Annotated in this window: 14 protein-coding genes; 1 reads left to right on the forward strand and 13 read right to left on the reverse strand. The window is 70.1% G+C overall.

The features are described 5' to 3' along the window. Positions 1–282 precede the first annotated feature (282 nt). The 4 genes from ACZ4IF_RS05730 to ACZ4IF_RS05745 all read right to left on the reverse strand — a co-directional run bounded on the left by ACZ4IF_RS05730 (position 283) and on the right by ACZ4IF_RS05745 (position 5174). Entirely contained in the window at positions 283–2748 is a 2466-nt protein-coding gene (locus ACZ4IF_RS05730; RefSeq protein ID WP_467559772.1) for a HelD family protein, read from the reverse strand. Between the two features lie 83 nt (positions 2749–2831). Further along, positions 2832–3614: an anti-sigma factor family protein gene (locus tag ACZ4IF_RS05735; protein ID WP_359491578.1), complete on the reverse strand. Its 783-nt coding sequence runs from the start codon at positions 3612–3614 to the stop codon at positions 2832–2834. A gap of 38 nt (positions 3615–3652) precedes the next feature. Then, positions 3653–4180, reverse strand: coding sequence for a sigma-70 family RNA polymerase sigma factor (locus tag ACZ4IF_RS05740; protein WP_037766446.1), 528 nt, complete (start codon positions 4178–4180; stop codon positions 3653–3655). A 406-nt stretch (positions 4181–4586) separates the two neighbouring features. Next, positions 4587–5174, reverse strand: coding sequence for a CGNR zinc finger domain-containing protein (locus ACZ4IF_RS05745; protein WP_095934668.1), 588 nt, complete (start codon positions 5172–5174; stop codon positions 4587–4589). Between the two features lie 236 nt (positions 5175–5410). On the opposite strand from ACZ4IF_RS05745, the gene ACZ4IF_RS05750 reads away from it, so the two are divergent. Further along, complete coding sequence (locus ACZ4IF_RS05750) at positions 5411–5971, forward strand: anthrone oxygenase family protein (RefSeq protein WP_345640818.1); 561 nt, start codon at positions 5411–5413, stop codon at positions 5969–5971. On the opposite strand, the gene ACZ4IF_RS05755 is transcribed toward ACZ4IF_RS05750, so the two are convergent. The 9 genes from ACZ4IF_RS05755 to ACZ4IF_RS05795 form a co-directional block, all read right to left on the reverse strand. Further along, positions 5920–7071, reverse strand: coding sequence for a uroporphyrinogen-III synthase (locus ACZ4IF_RS05755; protein WP_028804706.1), 1152 nt, complete (start codon positions 7069–7071; stop codon positions 5920–5922). The genes ACZ4IF_RS05750 and ACZ4IF_RS05755 overlap by 52 nt on opposite strands. 171 nt (positions 7072–7242) lie before the next feature. Then, positions 7243–8625 carry a nitrate/nitrite transporter gene (locus ACZ4IF_RS05760; protein WP_467559775.1) on the reverse strand — a complete coding sequence of 461 codons (1383 nt, stop codon included), beginning with the start codon at positions 8623–8625 and terminating at the stop codon, positions 7243–7245. A gap of 176 nt (positions 8626–8801) precedes the next feature. Continuing rightward, positions 8802–9899: a hypothetical protein gene (locus tag ACZ4IF_RS05765; protein WP_467559777.1), complete on the reverse strand. Its 1098-nt coding sequence runs from the start codon at positions 9897–9899 to the stop codon at positions 8802–8804. 163 nt (positions 9900–10062) lie between these two features. Then, positions 10063–10761 carry a hypothetical protein gene (locus ACZ4IF_RS05770; protein ID WP_467559779.1) on the reverse strand — a complete coding sequence of 233 codons (699 nt, stop codon included), beginning with the start codon at positions 10759–10761 and terminating at the stop codon, positions 10063–10065. Then, complete coding sequence (locus ACZ4IF_RS05775) at positions 10758–11384, reverse strand: hypothetical protein (RefSeq protein WP_467559781.1); 627 nt, start codon at positions 11382–11384, stop codon at positions 10758–10760. Before ACZ4IF_RS05775 ends, ACZ4IF_RS05770 begins: the two co-directional genes overlap by 4 nt. A 127-nt stretch (positions 11385–11511) precedes the next feature. Beyond that, a complete protein-coding gene (locus tag ACZ4IF_RS05780) occupies positions 11512–12861 on the reverse strand; it encodes a putative T7SS-secreted protein (RefSeq protein WP_467559783.1) in 1350 nt (449 codons plus the stop codon). Beyond that, positions 12858–13175 carry a hypothetical protein gene (locus ACZ4IF_RS05785; protein ID WP_467559785.1) on the reverse strand — a complete coding sequence of 106 codons (318 nt, stop codon included), beginning with the start codon at positions 13173–13175 and terminating at the stop codon, positions 12858–12860. Before ACZ4IF_RS05785 ends, ACZ4IF_RS05780 begins: the two co-directional genes overlap by 4 nt. Positions 13176–13304: 129 nt before the next feature. Beyond that, positions 13305–14339, reverse strand: coding sequence for a hypothetical protein (locus ACZ4IF_RS05790; protein ID WP_467559787.1), 1035 nt, complete (start codon positions 14337–14339; stop codon positions 13305–13307). Continuing rightward, positions 14327–14983: a hypothetical protein gene (locus ACZ4IF_RS05795; RefSeq protein WP_467559789.1), complete on the reverse strand. Its 657-nt coding sequence runs from the start codon at positions 14981–14983 to the stop codon at positions 14327–14329. Before ACZ4IF_RS05795 ends, ACZ4IF_RS05790 begins: the two co-directional genes overlap by 13 nt. Positions 14984–15004: the final 21 nt, after the last annotated feature.

The raw sequence follows: 15004 nt of genomic DNA on the forward strand, positions 1-15004 counted from the left end.
CGTTTTGTTCGCGACCCGTCGCGTGCTTTCGGAAACTTGTTTCCACCATACGAGAACTTGCGAGCACAGCAAAGAGACCCACGTCACTGGATGACGTGGGCCTCTTCGGTGCTGCTCCGTTCAGTGACACCGACCCGCCATGCTCGCCTCGCGGCAAGTGGTCGCTCGTAGCGACGAAGGTTGGGCCCGGGGGCTTGGATCGGGCCGGTGCCACACCAAGGCTAACAAACAGATCCCGTATGGCCATTCCCGCGCCGGAAGTTCATACGGGGTCCCGTGGGCTCAGTCACGCAGCAGGTCCGGCACCCCGTCCGCGTCCGGCTCGTCCCGCTCGCCCGACACGAGCGTCAGCTGCTGGGTCGCACGGGTCAGCGCGACATACAGCACACGCAGGCCGGCCGGCGACTCGTCGGCGATCTCCGCGGGCGAGACGACGACCGTCGCGTCGTACTCCAGTCCCTTCGCCTCCAGGCTGCCGAGAGCCACCACGCGGTCGCCGAGACCGGCGAGCCAGCGGGCCGCCTCCTCGCGCCGGTTCATGGCGACGACGACGCCCACGGTGCCGTCGACGCGGTCGAGGAGCCGTGCGGCCTCGGCCCGCACCGTCCGGGCGAGCGATTCCTCCACGACCGCGAAGCGCGGCTCCACACCGGTGGAGCGGACCGCCGACGGGGACTGCGAGCCGGGCATGGCCAGGGCGAGGACCTTGGCCGCGAGCTCGGCGATCTCGGCGGGGTTGCGGTAGTTCACGGTGAGGGTGAACCGGCGCCTGGGGCGCGTTCCGAGCGCCTCGTCGCGCGCCTCGGCCGCCTCGTCGGGGTCGGACCAGGAGGACTGGGCCGGGTCGCCGACCACGGTCCAGGTGGCGTGCCGGCCCCGCCTGCCCACCATCCGCCACTGCATCGGCGTGAGGTCCTGCGCCTCGTCGACGATGACGTGCGCGTACTCGGTCCGCTCCTGGGCGAGCCGCTCGGCGCGCTCGCGCTGCGACTCCTCGCGCACCGGCATCAGCTCCTCCAGACCGGTGAGCTGGTCCAGCGGATCGAGCTCGCGCCGCTTCCTGGGCCTGGCCGGGGTGCCGAGGATCGCGTTCAGCTCGTCCAGCATCGCCACGTCGTGCACGGACAGCCCGTCCCGCTTCAGCGAGCGGGCCACCCGGCGCACCTCGCCGGGGTTCAGGATGCGCCGCGCCCAGCGCCCGAGCCGCCGCTCGTCGGCCATGGCGGCCAGCACGCCCCGCGGCGTCAGCTCCGGCCACCAGGCGTCCAGGAACGAGACGAAGGAGTCCTCGGACATGATGTCCTCGTCGAACGACGACCTCAGCTCGGCGGCCAGCTCCGGGTCCGTGTGCCGGGTCCCGGCCCCCGACTGCGCCCACAGCGCGTCGAGCAGCAGCTTGCGGGCGCGCGGGCGCAGCAGGTTCACGGGCGCGGTCCCGCCCAGCGCGTTGCGCCGGATGCGGTCCAGTTCCGCGGCCTCCAGCTCCAGCCGTCGGCCGAAGGCGACCACCCGCAGTCGGGTGGGTGCCGTCGCCGCGTCGTCCCGCGTCCCGGGCTCCTCGCCGAAGGCGAGCTGCCCGGTGCCGCCCGCGCCCTCGCCGCCCCGCGCGGAACGGCCGGCCGGGCCGGACCGTCCCCCCTGGGCGGGCGCCGGCTCCAACGCGCCCCGCGCCGCCTTCCGCAGCACCTTCAGCATCCGGTACGAGCCCTTGGCCCGGGCCACCGCCGGGGAGTCGTACAGGGTCGCCTCCGCGCCGTCGACCAGCGAGCCGATGGCGCGGATGGCGACCTGGCCCTCCTCGCCGAGGGAGGGCAGGACGCCCTCGGTGTAGGCGACCAGCAAAGGGGTCGGGGAGACGATCAGGATGCCGCCCGCGTAGCGGCGGCGGTCCTGGTAGAGCAGGTATGCGGCCCGGTGCAGGGCCACCGCCGTCTTGCCGGTGCCCGGGCCGCCCTCGACGTACGTCACCGAGGCGGCGGGCGCCCTGATCACCAGGTCCTGCTCGGCCTGGATCGACGCCACGATGTCCCGCATGGTGTGGCTGCGGGCCTGGCCGAGCGCGGCCATCAGCGCGCCGTCGCCGATCACCGGGAGTTCACGGCCGTCGAGAGAGGCCTTCAGCTCCGGGCGCATCAGGTCGTCCTCGACACCGAGCACCTTGCGGCCCTTGGAGCGGATGACCCGGCGGCGCACGACACGGCCCGGGTCGACCGGGGTGGAGCGGTAGAAGGGCGCCGCGGCGGGCGCCCGCCAGTCGATGACCAGCGGCGCGTACTCCGCGTCGAGGACGCCGATCCGGCCGATGTGCAGCGTCTCCGCGATGTCGGCGTACTGCCCGGTCGCGTCCTCGCGGACCGCGCCCTCGGCGGGCTCGACCGCGGTGTACGCGCCGTCCGGGCCCTTCTTGCCGTCCTTGCCGAGCAGCAGGTCGATCCGGCCGAAGAGGAAGTCCTCGAATTCGTTGTTCAGGCGGTTGAGGTGGACACCCGCCCGGAACACCTGGGCGTCCCGCTCGGCGAGCGCACCCGGCGTACCGACCTGCCCGCGCTGGGCGGCGTCGTTCATCAGGAACTCCGCCTCGTCGATCTTCTCCTCGAGGCGCCGGTACACCCGGTCCAGATGTTCCTGTTCGACGCTGATCTCCCGGTCCCGTACGGAATCGTCCCGCAGGGAGTCCTCCTGCGTGGAGTCCCCTACGGGTTCGTGGACCGAGCCGAGCGCGGTTTCCTGCTGAGCCTGAGCGGCCACCGGGCCCCCTTCTGACGTGCTGGGCAGCCGTCAACCGTACGCGAAGGGGACCCCGGCAGGCTACGTGCGCGCCCGGGGTTCGCTCAGGCGGCCACCTCCACGAGGCGCTTCCCGTCGAACGTCATGACCTCGAAGTGATCGATCTGGTTGGGCGAGAAGGCCGCGCCGCCGTGCACGTAGAGCGGGTTCTTCGCCTCTTCGGTCTTCGCGTTCGCGATGCCGTAGCCCCACTTCGGGACGGCCCAGGAGGTGACCGTCTCGCGCTCGCCGTTCTTGCCGACGGCGATCAGGGAGCACTTGAGCGGGCCCGTGACGTTCTTGAGCTGGAGGACGGCGTGGGTGCCCCAGTCCTTCTTCTCGACCGCGACGACGGCGTTGACCTGGGTCTTCGGGTCCGTCGCCTCCTTCTTGTCGGTCATGACCTCGAAGGCCGCCTTGGCCGGGCTGGTGGCGTGCGCCTGGGGCATGTTCGTCCCGGTGTCGCTGCCGCCGTTGACCGCCATCACGGTCAGCGGGCCGCCGATGATCAGCGCCGCGGCCGCCGCCACCAGGTACATGCCGCGCCGACGCTTCTTGGCGCGCCGCTCGGACACCTCGTCGACCAGCCGCTCCGCGAGCCGTGGGCTCGGGCGCGCGGACAGGGACTCGGCGATGGCCGGGCTGCCCTGGGAAGCGGGCAGGTCCGCGAGCGCGGCGAGCATCGGCTCCATCCCGGCCAGCTCGTCGAGCTGCTGGGCGCACCACTCGCAGGTGGCGAGGTGCGCCTCGAAGGCGGTCGCCTCGGCGTCGTCGAGGATGCCGAGGGCGTAGGCGCCGACGGTCTCGTGAATGTCGCCGGGGCCTTGCTGTCCCCGTGGACCCTGCATGGCTCCTGGACCACCCGTTCCGTATCCCCCGTATGTGTTCATGCCGTCACCCCCCGCTCCTCCAGAGCCAGCTTCATCGAGCGCAGGGCGTAGAACACCCGGGAGCGCACGGTGCCGCTGGGGATGCCGAGGGTTTCGGCCGCCTCATTGACCGTACGCCCTTTGAAGTAAGTTTCGACCAGAACTTCCCTGTGAGCAGGGGTCAGGTCGTCCAACGCGTCCGACAGTGTCATCAGCCACAACGCCTTGTCGATCTCGTCCTCCGCGGGGATGACCTCCAGCGGCGACGGGTCGACCTCCTGAGGCCGGGCCTGCCGGCTCCGGTGGCCGTCGATGACGATGCGCCGGGCGACCGTCACCAGCCAGGGGCGTACCGAACCGGTTGCTCGATTGAGCTGACCGGCGTTCTTCCAGGCACGGATGAGCGTTTCCTGTACGACGTCCTCGGCGCGCTGGCGGTCTCCGGCGACCAGTCGCAGGACATACGCCAGCAGGGGCCCCGCGTGTTCCCGGTACAGCGCACGCATCAGCTCCTCGTCGGGTTCGGTCGACGAGGACTGGGACATGCGATGTCGGGCCCTTGGCCTTCGTTCATCAGCCACGGCGGAATCCTTGCGCACGCCTACCTCCGGTGTCCGGGGGTTCCCCCAGTCGGTCGCTCATCCCCGGGTACGTGCACTGGCGTGCGTGTGTTCAAAGGGGCCGCACATATTTCTTGATCGGGGTTTGAAAAGGGGGTTGAAGGGCTTTCTGAAAACTGGTTGCGGTCGGGGGGTCACGTACGGGTCATCTGCCGGCCGCACTCCGGTCCGCGGCCGGAAAACCCGCCCGGGGGCCGGAGTGGGCAGGATCACACCGGCCCGGACGTCCCGACCTGCCGCGCGCCGGGGGCCGTTGTCGCGTACCGCGAGGTGACGGGCACCCCGCGCGACGAAACCCGGCGCGGGCTGCTGCTCAGGCGCGGGCAGCTGCTCAGGCGCGGGCGAGTGCCGCCCGGCGCCGGTGCCGGGCCACCCGCTCGCGGTTTCCGCACACCTCGCTGGAACACCAGCGCCGGCGCCGGCCCCGCGAGGTGTCGAGGTAGACGATCGGGCAGTTGTCGCCCTCGCACTGCCGCAGACTCGCCCGCGCCGTCGGATCCGTGACCAGGTCGAGGGCGTCCCGGGCGACGACGGAGAGCAGTTCGGCGCAGCCGGGCGGGGCGTGCAGCCTGCGGTGCAGCGAACCGTCGTCCGCGCGTACCGCCCAGGGGGCGGGCGGAGCGGCGAGGGCGGCCGCGTTGACGCGGGCGAGTGCCGCGTCGGCCGGCCGTCCGTCCAGTTCTCCGCGCACCAACCGGGCGACGTGCCCGCGCAGTTCCCTGAAGGCCAGGAGCCACGCCGCGTCGGCCGAGCCCAGCGGGGTTCCCGCGGGGACCAGCTCGGAGGCGGCGATCCAGGCGCGCAGCCGGGCGGCCGAGTCGAGCCGTTCCTCGGGATGGGTGGTCGCCGTCAGGTCCAGGCAGATCCGCCCGGAGTCGAACCGCAGCTCGTACGAGGCCGTGGCCATGCCCGATGCCATGTGCCTGTCACCGCCTTGGGGTTACCGCCGTGAGGGGCCGGTGAGGGTCGTACCCCCTACAGTGCATGCCCGCGCGCCCGGCCGGAAGACTCAGTACCGCTCCCTTACCGCGTCCACACGGCGCCGGATCCCCCTGCCCGCGCCGGACCGGGCACCGGCACGTGCTGGACGCCCGCTTATGCGGCCGCGCGCCTGGGCCATGTCACCTGTTCCGCGGCGCCGGTTGACTGAGAGACATGACGGACAACAGCACGGGGCGGCACAGCTCCGCCGGGGGTGTACTGGGTGCGGCCACGGTCGCGATGGGCCTGATCGCCGGGGTCTTCTACATCTTCGCCTGCGACATCATGCCGTCGCTGGCGCGCAGCGACGACCGCGTCTTCATCGAGGTCATGCAGAACATCAACGACGTGATCCAGAACCCGGTGTTCTTCGTGAGCTTCCTGGGTGCGCCGGTGCTCGCGGCGATCTCCGCATGGCAGTTGCGCGGCACGAAGGGCGGCGCGCGCCGCTGGGTGCTCGCCGCCCTCCTCGCCTACGGACTGGCCTTCCTGGTCACCGTCGCCGTGAACATCCCGCTCAACGACGACCTGGCGAATGCCGGCGACCCGGCGAAGATCGGCGATCCGGCCGCCGTACGGGAGAAGTTCGAGGACACGTGGGTCGCGTGGAACGCCGTACGGGCGGTGCTGTCGACGCTCGCGCTCGCCTTCCTCGCCCGCGCCCTCTTCCTGTGCCGCAGGCCTCACACGTCCGCGTACTTGGAGTCCGCGACCGGGTCGAGCGCGAGCCGGTAACCGCGCTTGACCACCGTCTGGATGAGCTTGGGAGCGCCGAGCGCGGTACGCAGCCGGGCCATCGCCGTCTCGACGGCGTGCTCGTCCCGGCCGGCGCCCGGCAGCGCGCGCAGCAGCTCGGCCCGGGCCACGACCCAGCCGGGCCGCCGCGACAGCGCCCGCAGCAGCGACATCCCGGCCGGCGGCACGGGCCGCAGCGTGCCGTCCACCATCACCGCGTGCCCGCGGATCTCCACCCGGTGCCCGGCGATGGGCAACGCCCGTGCGCGTGCCGGGAGTTCCTGGCACAGCAGCTGGACGAGGGGGCCGAGCCGGAAGCGCTCGGGCTGGACGGTGTCGATGCCGCGGGCCTGCAGCGGCAGCGCGGTGACGGGCCCGACACAGGCGGGCAGCACGTCGTGGCCCAGGGCGTCGAGGAGTTCGGGCAGCAGCCCCCGGTCCTCCGCCCTCGTCAGCAGGGAGGCGGCGGCCGGCGCGCTGGTGAACGTGAGCGCGTCCAGACCGCGGGTGACGGCCGCGTCCAGCAGCCGGTCGACCGGCCCGAGGTCCTCCGGCGGCAGCCACCGGTAGACCGGGACGCCGACGACCTCCGCGCCCGCGGCGCGCAGCGACTCCACGAACCCGGGCAGCGGCTCACCGTGCAGCTGGATGGCGATGCGCCGTCCCTCGACCCCCTCCTCCAGCAGCCGGTCCAGCACCTCGGCCATGGACTCGGACGACGGGGACCAGTCCTCGGTCAGGCCCTGGGCCCGGATCGCACCCTTCACCTTGGGGCCCCGGGCGAGCAGTTCCACTCCCCGCAGTCTGCCCAGCAGGTCCTCGCCGAGACCCCATCCGTCGGCGGCCTCGACCCAGCCCCGGAAGCCGATGGCCGTGGTGGCCACGACGACGTCGGGCGCCTGGTCGAGCAGTTCCTTGGTGGCGGCGAGCAGTTCGCTGTCATCGGCGAGCGGCACGATCCGCAGGGCGGGCGCGTGCACCACCGAGGCACCGCGGCGCTGGAGCAGCGCGCTGAGCTCGTCGGCCCGGCGCGCGGCGGTCACGCCCACGGTGAATCCGGCGAGGGGACCGTTGTCCGGTCGCTGCTGTTCGTCGTACATGGCTCTCGTCTCGCGCTCGTCGAGTCGTCGTGCGGGGGTGTGCTGCCCGGTGCCGTCGTCCCGGCGGCCCGTTCTCGTCCGCGGCGGCCCGCTGCCGTCCGCGTGTGGCTGATCCGAGCCTGTCAACGTGCCGTGACAGGCTCGGATCAGCTTGATGTCGGGCGTGTTACGTCACACCTCGGCATAGCTGAGCTGGGGCTTCGCCTCCGTGGTGGCCGTGGCCGGTGCCCCGGCGGCGGCCGGGCGGCGAAGGTATACGGCCCAGGTGACCACGAAGCACACCGCGTAGAAGGCGAGGAAGGTGACGAAGGCGCCGGTGCCGGAGCCGTAGGAGAGGAAGGACTGCCGGAAGGCGAGGTTGATGCCGACGCCGCCGAGCGCGCCCACCGCGCCGATGAGTCCCATGGACGCGCCGGACAGCCGCCGCCCGTGCGCGGCCGCCTCCTCCGCGCTCAGCCCCAGGGCGAGGGCCTTCGCCTGGAAGATGCCGGGGATCATCTTGTACGTCGACCCGTTGCCGAGCCCGCTGAGTACGAAGAGCACGACGAACACCGCGACGAACAGCGGGAGCGACTTCTGCATGCTGGCGACGACGAGGACGGCGGTCGCCGCGGCCATGCCCACGAAGTTCCACAGGGTGATCCGGGCGCCGCCGTAGCGGTCGGCGAGCCAGCCGCCGACGGGCCGGATCAGCGAGCCGAGCAGCGGGCCGATGAAGGTGAGGTACGCCGCCTGAAGGGGTGTGCGGCCGAACTGGTTGGTCAGCACCTGGCCGAAGGCGAAGCTGTAGCCGATGAACGACCCGAACGTCCCGATGTACAGGAAGGACATGATCCAGGTGTGCCCGTCGCGTGCGGCGTCCTTGGCCGCGCCGGTGTCGTTCCTGACGGAGGCGATGTTGTCCATGAAGACGGCGGCGAGCACCGCGGCCACCAGGATGAGCGGGATGTAGATCCCGAGGAGCACACGCGGCCCGCCGCTCGCGCCGATGATCGCGAGCGCCACCAGCTGGATGACGGGCACGCCGATGTTGCCGCCGCCGGCGTTGAGGCCGAGCGCCCAGCCCTTCTTCCGCAGCGGGAAGAACGCGTTGATGTTGGTCATGCTGGATGCGAAGTTGCCGCCGCCGATGCCGGCGAGCAGACCGACCAGCAGGAAGGTGTCGAAGGACGTCCCCGGCTTCATCACCATGAACGCGGCGACGGTCGGTACGAGGAGCAGGCTCGCCGAGACGATCGTCCAGTTCCGGCCGCCGAAGATCGCCACCGCGAACGTGTAGGGCACGCGCACGGCCGCTCCGACCAGCGTCACCACGGACGTGAGCAGGAACTTGTCCGCAGGGGTGAGCCCGTACTCCGGCCCCATGAACAGGACGAGGACCGACCACATGGTCCAGATCGAGAAGCCGATGTGCTCGGAGAGCACCGAGAAGAGGAGGTTCCGCCGGGCGATCTTCTCGCCCTTCTCCTGCCAGAAGGCCTCGTCCTCCGGATCCCATTCCTCGATCCAACGGCCTCCCCTGCTAGGTGCGGGGGCTGTATTAGGGGCTGTCATGACGCCTCCACGGTTCCGGTGCGGTGCGCGTGTCGTCCTGGGGATGACAACCGAAGGTAGGGAGGACGCGTTTCCGGCCTGTGGCCATGAGTGACCGGAAGGGAACTTTGCTCTCACTCGGGCCCGGGGCCGACGGTGAGGCCCCGACCGGGACCGGCGGTGAGGCCTCGCCCGGCTCAGACCTGCGGGGGCCTGCCGCCGGGACGCTGGGGCGGCTGAGTGGCCTGGGGCGGGTGGGGCGTCTGGGGCGTCTGGGGCTGGGCGTACGGGTTCGGGGGCTGGGCGCCGGGGGCCTGGGGGTGGGCGTACGGGGACGGCGGCTGGGCGCCAGGGGCTTGAGAGTGGGGCGGCTGAGCCTGGGGCTGGGCGTACGGGGTGGCCGGCTGGGCACCGGGGGCCTGGTAGGGCGGGGCGGGGGCCGGGTGCGGGCTGCCGTAGGGGCCGGGGGTCTGGGGCTGTGCGTACGGGGTTCCGGGCTGGGCGGCGTACGGGGTTCCGGGCTGAGGGGCGTACGGGATCCCCGGCTGAGGGGCGTACGGGGTCCCTGGCTGAGGGGCGTACGGGATCCCTGGCTGAGGGGCGTACGGGGTCCCCAGCTGGGGCGCGTACGAAGCACCCGGAGCCTGGGCGTAGGGGCCTGATCCCGTCCCGGCCCCCGTCCCGGCCCCGGCCTGCACTGCGTACGGCGCCGGCGGCAGGTACCGGACCCGGCCGCCCTCCTCCGTCACCGGCGTGAACCCGGCGCTCTGGAGCCGGGCCGCGAACTTCGCGTTGCGTTTGCGCGTGACGACCAGGCCGATGCCGAGGACGACCATGAGCAGCGCCCACAGCGCTCCCGCCACGGTGAAGGCGACGGAGTCCCCGCCCGCCCGCACTCCGAGGACCACACACCCGACGGTGGCGCCGACCGCCCCGTAGAGCATCCGCTTCTCGGCGTGCCTGCCGGTCAGATCGAAGTTGATCCGGGCCTTGAGCAGCTCCAGCGCGTCGGGGACGACAGGCGGCAGCGACTCCCCGTCGGCGGCCTTCGGGAACTGCGCCCGGTTCTGCGCGGCGCGCGCCTGGGCCTGCGGGCTGTGGTCGGGCACGATGAGCATGGTGAGCGCGTTGTTCCGCCCGCTCCCCTGCCGCACGTCCGCGTACTCGTAACCGAACTGCTGGGCGACGAAGGCGAGCCGGGCGAGCTTCTTCACGGAGGCCATGCCGCTGGTGAGCTGCACGGGCTCTCCGGCGGACATGAGCTGGAGCATCTTCCTGATCTGTCGCTTGCTCATTCCGCCCCTAGCTCCCCACCCAGCAGGCTGGCTTCCGCCTTCACGTACGCAACTGATCCACGGTGTCATGACCTCACGTCGCAGCAAAACCACAGACGGCTCACTTGACGTGCCTTTGACGCGCTCTTGGCACACGTGCGCGAACGGAGCGGCACGGATCCCGTCACGACGAGGAATGCCTCTTTTCCACTGCTTTATCAGCCTCAAACGGATCGTCGAAGCTGACCGTTTCCGTGATTCGCCGAAGGACCGCACGGTATTGCTCGCGGTACGCCGCGGCGGTCGTGCTCAGGGTGAGAAGCGCGAGTGACGTACCGTCCGGGTGCGGCAGGTGCGCCTGGATCTGAAGCAGCGGTTTCCGCGGGAGGCGGGAATCGGCCGTAGGGGTCCGCACGATCTCGCTGAACGTGGCCGGCCCACAGGCAAGTTCCTCGTACTCGACGTTCGAGTACTCCTCGGCGGCGACCACGGCCCGTGCGGCGGTGAGCCCACGCGGGGCCCAGGAAGCGCTGATCCAGGTGAGGGTGAAGAGGGAGAGCAGTGTGCCGCCGTCACCGCCACCTGTGTCGTCTCTGTGCAGTCCGAGGGAGGCGTGCGCGGTGCCTCCCTTCACCAGTTCCTGGAACATCCTTCGGCCGAGATCCAGTTGGTCGAGCATGCGTTGGCGGGCCATGTCGTCGGGAGCCGATGCCAGAAGGGGAACCAGCGCCTCGTCGGCGGCACGGGCCTCGGTGGAGCCCTGAGGCGCCACAAGACCGTCCAGCGGGAGGTCCATGAACCCCGGCGGAGTGGCGAACCAGACGCCGTCTCCCGGCGTATGAACGCTGGGGTGCACCACGACGGCCTGCGCAGGTCCGGTCATCGGCTGCCCGCGCTCCCCGTTACCCCCGAATGGGCCGCGGCACTGGGGTCCGGCACACCGGCCCGACGGGCCAGCTCGACATCGGCGGCATCGACTGTCCAGCTCCCCGGCTCACAGCGGCGGTCGAACACCGGCCGCTGGTGGAGGACGTGGAAACGCTTGGGGGTTCTGCCGTCCCGAGCGGGAGCGGCGATGACGGCCAGGTACCGCGGGTCACCCGCGAACCAGAGGGGCTCGATCTGCGCCCTGCGCACCGGCTTGGTACGGGGGCCGTCCATGCGCCTCAGCCACCAGTACGACCGCGTGTGTCGGATGAAGACCATCGGGATCTTCTCCCCGCGATCGGCCGGGTTGCGGAACTCGAACCAGATCCCGTCGTCCCGCGCTCCGGGGTACTTCCCGATGCCGCTCGGAACACCCTTCAGCACCTGCCACGGGTACACACGAAGGACGCGGCGCATCCGCAGGGCCCAGGGGAAATAAGTGAGTTGGACGAAGACGCGGTAGAACCCGTAGATGAAGTACGGCATGAAGATCCATACGACCCAGTTCGGGGTGTACGTGGAAATGCCGATCAGCGCGATCCAGCCCCCCGCCCAGCCGAGGAGGCCGCACACGTTCATGGCTATGTGCCTCGCCCAAGCGTTGCGGGTCGCCGCATCGTCCCAAGCGGTCGGGTGTCCAGTCGGATACATGCAGTGTTGCCTTCTTGTCTGGTTCTTCAGCCGACTGCCTTCGCCGACCCTGAACTCACTGGAAGAACCGGCGGACCAGATCGACGGTTTCGGCGGCATCGACCGGCCCCAGAAAGACGCCGTCGACGGACGTACCCACGTTCGCGACAGCGTCACTGTCCAATGTGTCGCTCAGCGACGCCGACAGGCCGTAGGTCGCGGTGGCAAGACCCGCCCACGGGGCCGCCATCTCACCCACGTCCACCGTCCTGGTCAACTTCGGCGCCTTGCGTACGACCCATTCGGTGAAAGGGTTCCTCAGCTCGGAGAACTCCTTGGCCGCTGTCATCGTCCTGCCTCCCGCGGCGGCGAGTCTTTCACCGAGGGTGAGCGCTTCGCCTGTCTCTCCCACACCCCGGAGCAATGCAGGCGCCCCCTTCGCCGCGGCTCCGACACCCGGAAGCATCCCGAGGCCGTCAGCAGCCACGCCGATCGCGTTGCTCCAGAAGTCCGCGTCGAGCTCCCCCTTGCTCACCCCGTCCCACAGAGAGGCCCGGACAGTCGGATCCGACAGCCTAAGGGCGAATGCTCCCGCGCTCAGCGCCGCTGCGACCATCAGCAGTACGGCTGCGGCAGTACCACCTGAAATCACGAACAGCGCGACGATGCCGATGGCCGCGGCTGTCCAGCTCAGGATGTCCGGCAGATTGTCGACGAGCCAGTCGAGCGTCTTGTCGAAGACTCCCGGCTCGTGCGGCGCCAGCTTCTTCGTGGCGTCGCTGATCTTGCCCGCTCGACATCCAGCCGCCCGCTCGTGCTCCTCAGCAAGCTTCCGCGCCTTGCCGACGATCTTGTCGAGGTCGGCCTGGGCGTCGTCGACGGCCCCGTTCGCATGGGTCAGCGCCTTCCGCGCGTCGTCGTGCCGGGCACCCTTCCGGTCCAGGCCGGGGTCGTTCTCCGCCTTGCTGACTCGTCCTTTCGCAGTGTCCAAGGCGCTGCGGGCATCCTTCGCCTCTTCCTCCAGACGCTTGGCCCGGCGCTGGAAATCCTCGAGCTCGCCTTCCCAGCGGCCGAGTTGCCTGGCTGCCTTTCGGATGGAGTGCGCGGCGTTCTTCAGGTTGAGCGGCAACGGCCCACCGTCCAGCTGCTCCCGGAAGGCGACAGCCGCGTCGCCCTTCCAGTAGCTGCCGTCCATCAGTTTGCTGACGACGCCGTGCGTCTCCTCAAGGACCTCGGCGCAGCTCGTGAGCTTCTTGTGCAGTGCGCGCACGGTATCCGTGCTACCCGGCACCGGATTGAAGCCGAGATGCGGATAGCTGGGGTTCGGAATGTTCGGTGCCGCCTTGAGCCCTTGCGGCAGGTCGCCGTTCTTGCGGGCCGCCGAACCTGCGTACGGGTCGGCCTCGATCCCGGGGACGTACGTCACTTGCCCCTGTCCCCCTTGCCGTGGCGGGCCTTCCGCAGCGCTTCCTCGAGCGCCTTGTCCACTTCGCGGTAACTGTCCCTGCTCTGGCCGATGATCTTCGCAAGGTCTTCCGTCTGCTCGCCGATCTGCTCCGCACCGTACTTCCAGTCGCTCTGGAAGTCTTCGCACGCGGAATCCAGGTTGTCGGTCCCCAACCCGGTGACCGAGGCGTTGCTCAGCGCCTTGCGCAGGCCGTCCAGCGAAGTGCTCGACTTCTTCAGCATCTTCATGAAGTGGTCGAGCTCATCACCGTCGACAGCCAGCCTTTCCGCCACGTACTCCGTCCGTCCTCTCGCTTCGGCAACCGGAATCGTGCCACCCGATTGCCGTAGCGGGCGCCCCCACTCGGGTCGGCGCCCACCGCTGCCCACTTCGGTGACCAATACCGGTCGTTGACCTGGTCGTCAGCGGTTGACGGCCTGGATCTCCTGGACGACAACGTCCTGTTCCGCGCCGAACGTGCCGTCCGGGAGGTCGTCACCGGTGTTGCCGGTGCCCGTCCAGTGGATCTTCCAGGTGATGGTCGCCCTGAGCTTGTACGACCCGTCGCCCGACGAGCGCAGGTACTGCACCCCGCACGGCGGTGTCTCGTCCGACTTCCCCTTCGCGTACGCCTCCCCGATCCGGCCGCCCTTGATCTCACAGACACCGGAGGCCGGATAGGTGGTGGCGTCTTCGGTGCCGGGTTCGATCTTCAGGGAGACGGGCTCCGCGGTGGTGGTCGCCGAGACGCCGAGCAGCGGTACCCGTGCCGTGACGGACACCGGCTTGAACTCCGCCGTGTCCAGCCATGCCCAGGTCGGCAGATTCACCTTCGTCGTGCCCGCCGGGGCCAGATCCACCTTCGTCGACGGGACCCGGATCTCGGCGTACGCGAGCTGCGCCAGCATCTTGGGCGTGATGGCCTCGGGGATGTTCGCCGGTGGGGGATCACCCTTGTCCACCCAGAAGATGGGCTTGTCGCAGTCGAGCGCGCCGGGGTCGCCCTCACGCCCCTGGGTGACGTACGAGTCCCACCAGTAGCCCTTGTCGGCCTTGTCCTTGTTGAAGTCCTTGTACGGTTCGCCGTTCACATAGCGATTGCGCTGCTCCAAGTCCCACTGAGAGCCGGTCGACTCGGCACTCCAGATCGGCTCCAGGTACTTCTTGAGCTGGTCCGGGGAGTACTTGGGGGCGTAGTAGCAAGCGGGTGGAGTCCACGTCGTCGTGGAGACCACGGGTCCAGCGGAATCGCCGGAGCCGTTCTTCGAACGATCGAACACCACGGCACCGGCGGTCGCCGACAGCGTCTTGTCCTTCTGCTGTCCTTCGACCTGCGTCTCGGAGCCCGTACCCTTGCCGCCCGGCGTGAAATCCGCCCAGGCATTGGGGCAGTTGACGAGCACGAGAACGCCGGCGAGCAGAGCGACCCTGGCGGCGTTCGTGGTCATGGCTGGCACTGCGCTGCCCCCCGAGTGGAAATGATCTGCGAGGTCTGCCACACGCCTTCGGAGTTCTTGTCCAGGCGCGTGTTGTAGAAGACGTAGCTGTTCTTGGTGACAGGCGTCTTCGCGACCTTGTTCGTCTTCTTGTCCTTGCTGAAGCCCTTGCTCTCGTCGGCACAGAAGGTGAGCGAGGCCGTCGTCTTGTTCTTGAGAGTCACGGTGCGGTCGTAGTAGCGAGCCTCGCCGGTGAGCGTGGCGTCGGCGTCCTTGAACTGCTTGACCCAGGTCAGCGCCGCTTCGAGTGCCTTACCGGTGTTGTAGTAGGCGAGCGCCTCACCCTTGGCGTCCGTCCCGGTGATCGCCGCATCGACCGCCCGCATGCGCTCGGCATTGTCGGCGAGCACGGCTTCCTTGACGGCGTCCCCGCCCTGCGGAGTCTCGAAGGTCAGCGTCAGGTCGGAAGGCAGCGCGATCTTCGGTCGCCCCGCGGCAGCCGTCGCGCTCGCGCTCGGCGACGCCGGCGTCTCGCTCCCCGTGTCGGCACCGGCGATCTTGTCGTTGTCCTTCGAGCTGCCGTCGCTCCCGCCGCAGGCGGTGAGGAGGAGAGCCGCAGCCGCACCGACGGCGGCTGTGGTGAGCAGGCGAGGACGGCGATTCACGGCGGGCTCCTGATGGGGCGT

The organism is Streptomyces sp. NPDC025784 (assembly GCF_055558435.1).

Excerpts from the sequence above, each read along its gene's own strand:
- ACZ4IF_RS05735 (WP_359491578.1), bottom strand. The coding sequence starts at position 3,614 with ATGCAGGGTCCACGGGGACAGCAAGGCCCCGGCGACATTCACGAGACC.
- ACZ4IF_RS05740 (WP_037766446.1), bottom strand. The coding sequence starts at position 4,180 with ATGTCCCAGTCCTCGTCGACCGAACCCGACGAGGAGCTGATGCGTGCG.
- ACZ4IF_RS05745 (WP_095934668.1), bottom strand. The coding sequence starts at position 5,174 with ATGGCATCGGGCATGGCCACGGCCTCGTACGAGCTGCGGTTCGACTCC.
- ACZ4IF_RS05750 (WP_345640818.1), top strand. The coding sequence starts at position 5,411 with ATGACGGACAACAGCACGGGGCGGCACAGCTCCGCCGGGGGTGTACTG.
- ACZ4IF_RS05755 (WP_028804706.1), bottom strand. The coding sequence starts at position 7,071 with ATGTACGACGAACAGCAGCGACCGGACAACGGTCCCCTCGCCGGATTC.
- ACZ4IF_RS05760 (WP_467559775.1), bottom strand. The coding sequence starts at position 8,625 with ATGACAGCCCCTAATACAGCCCCCGCACCTAGCAGGGGAGGCCGTTGG.
- ACZ4IF_RS05765 (WP_467559777.1), bottom strand. The coding sequence starts at position 9,899 with ATGAGCAAGCGACAGATCAGGAAGATGCTCCAGCTCATGTCCGCCGGA.
- ACZ4IF_RS05770 (WP_467559779.1), bottom strand. The coding sequence starts at position 10,761 with ATGACCGGACCTGCGCAGGCCGTCGTGGTGCACCCCAGCGTTCATACG.
- ACZ4IF_RS05775 (WP_467559781.1), bottom strand. The coding sequence starts at position 11,384 with ATGAACGTGTGCGGCCTCCTCGGCTGGGCGGGGGGCTGGATCGCGCTG.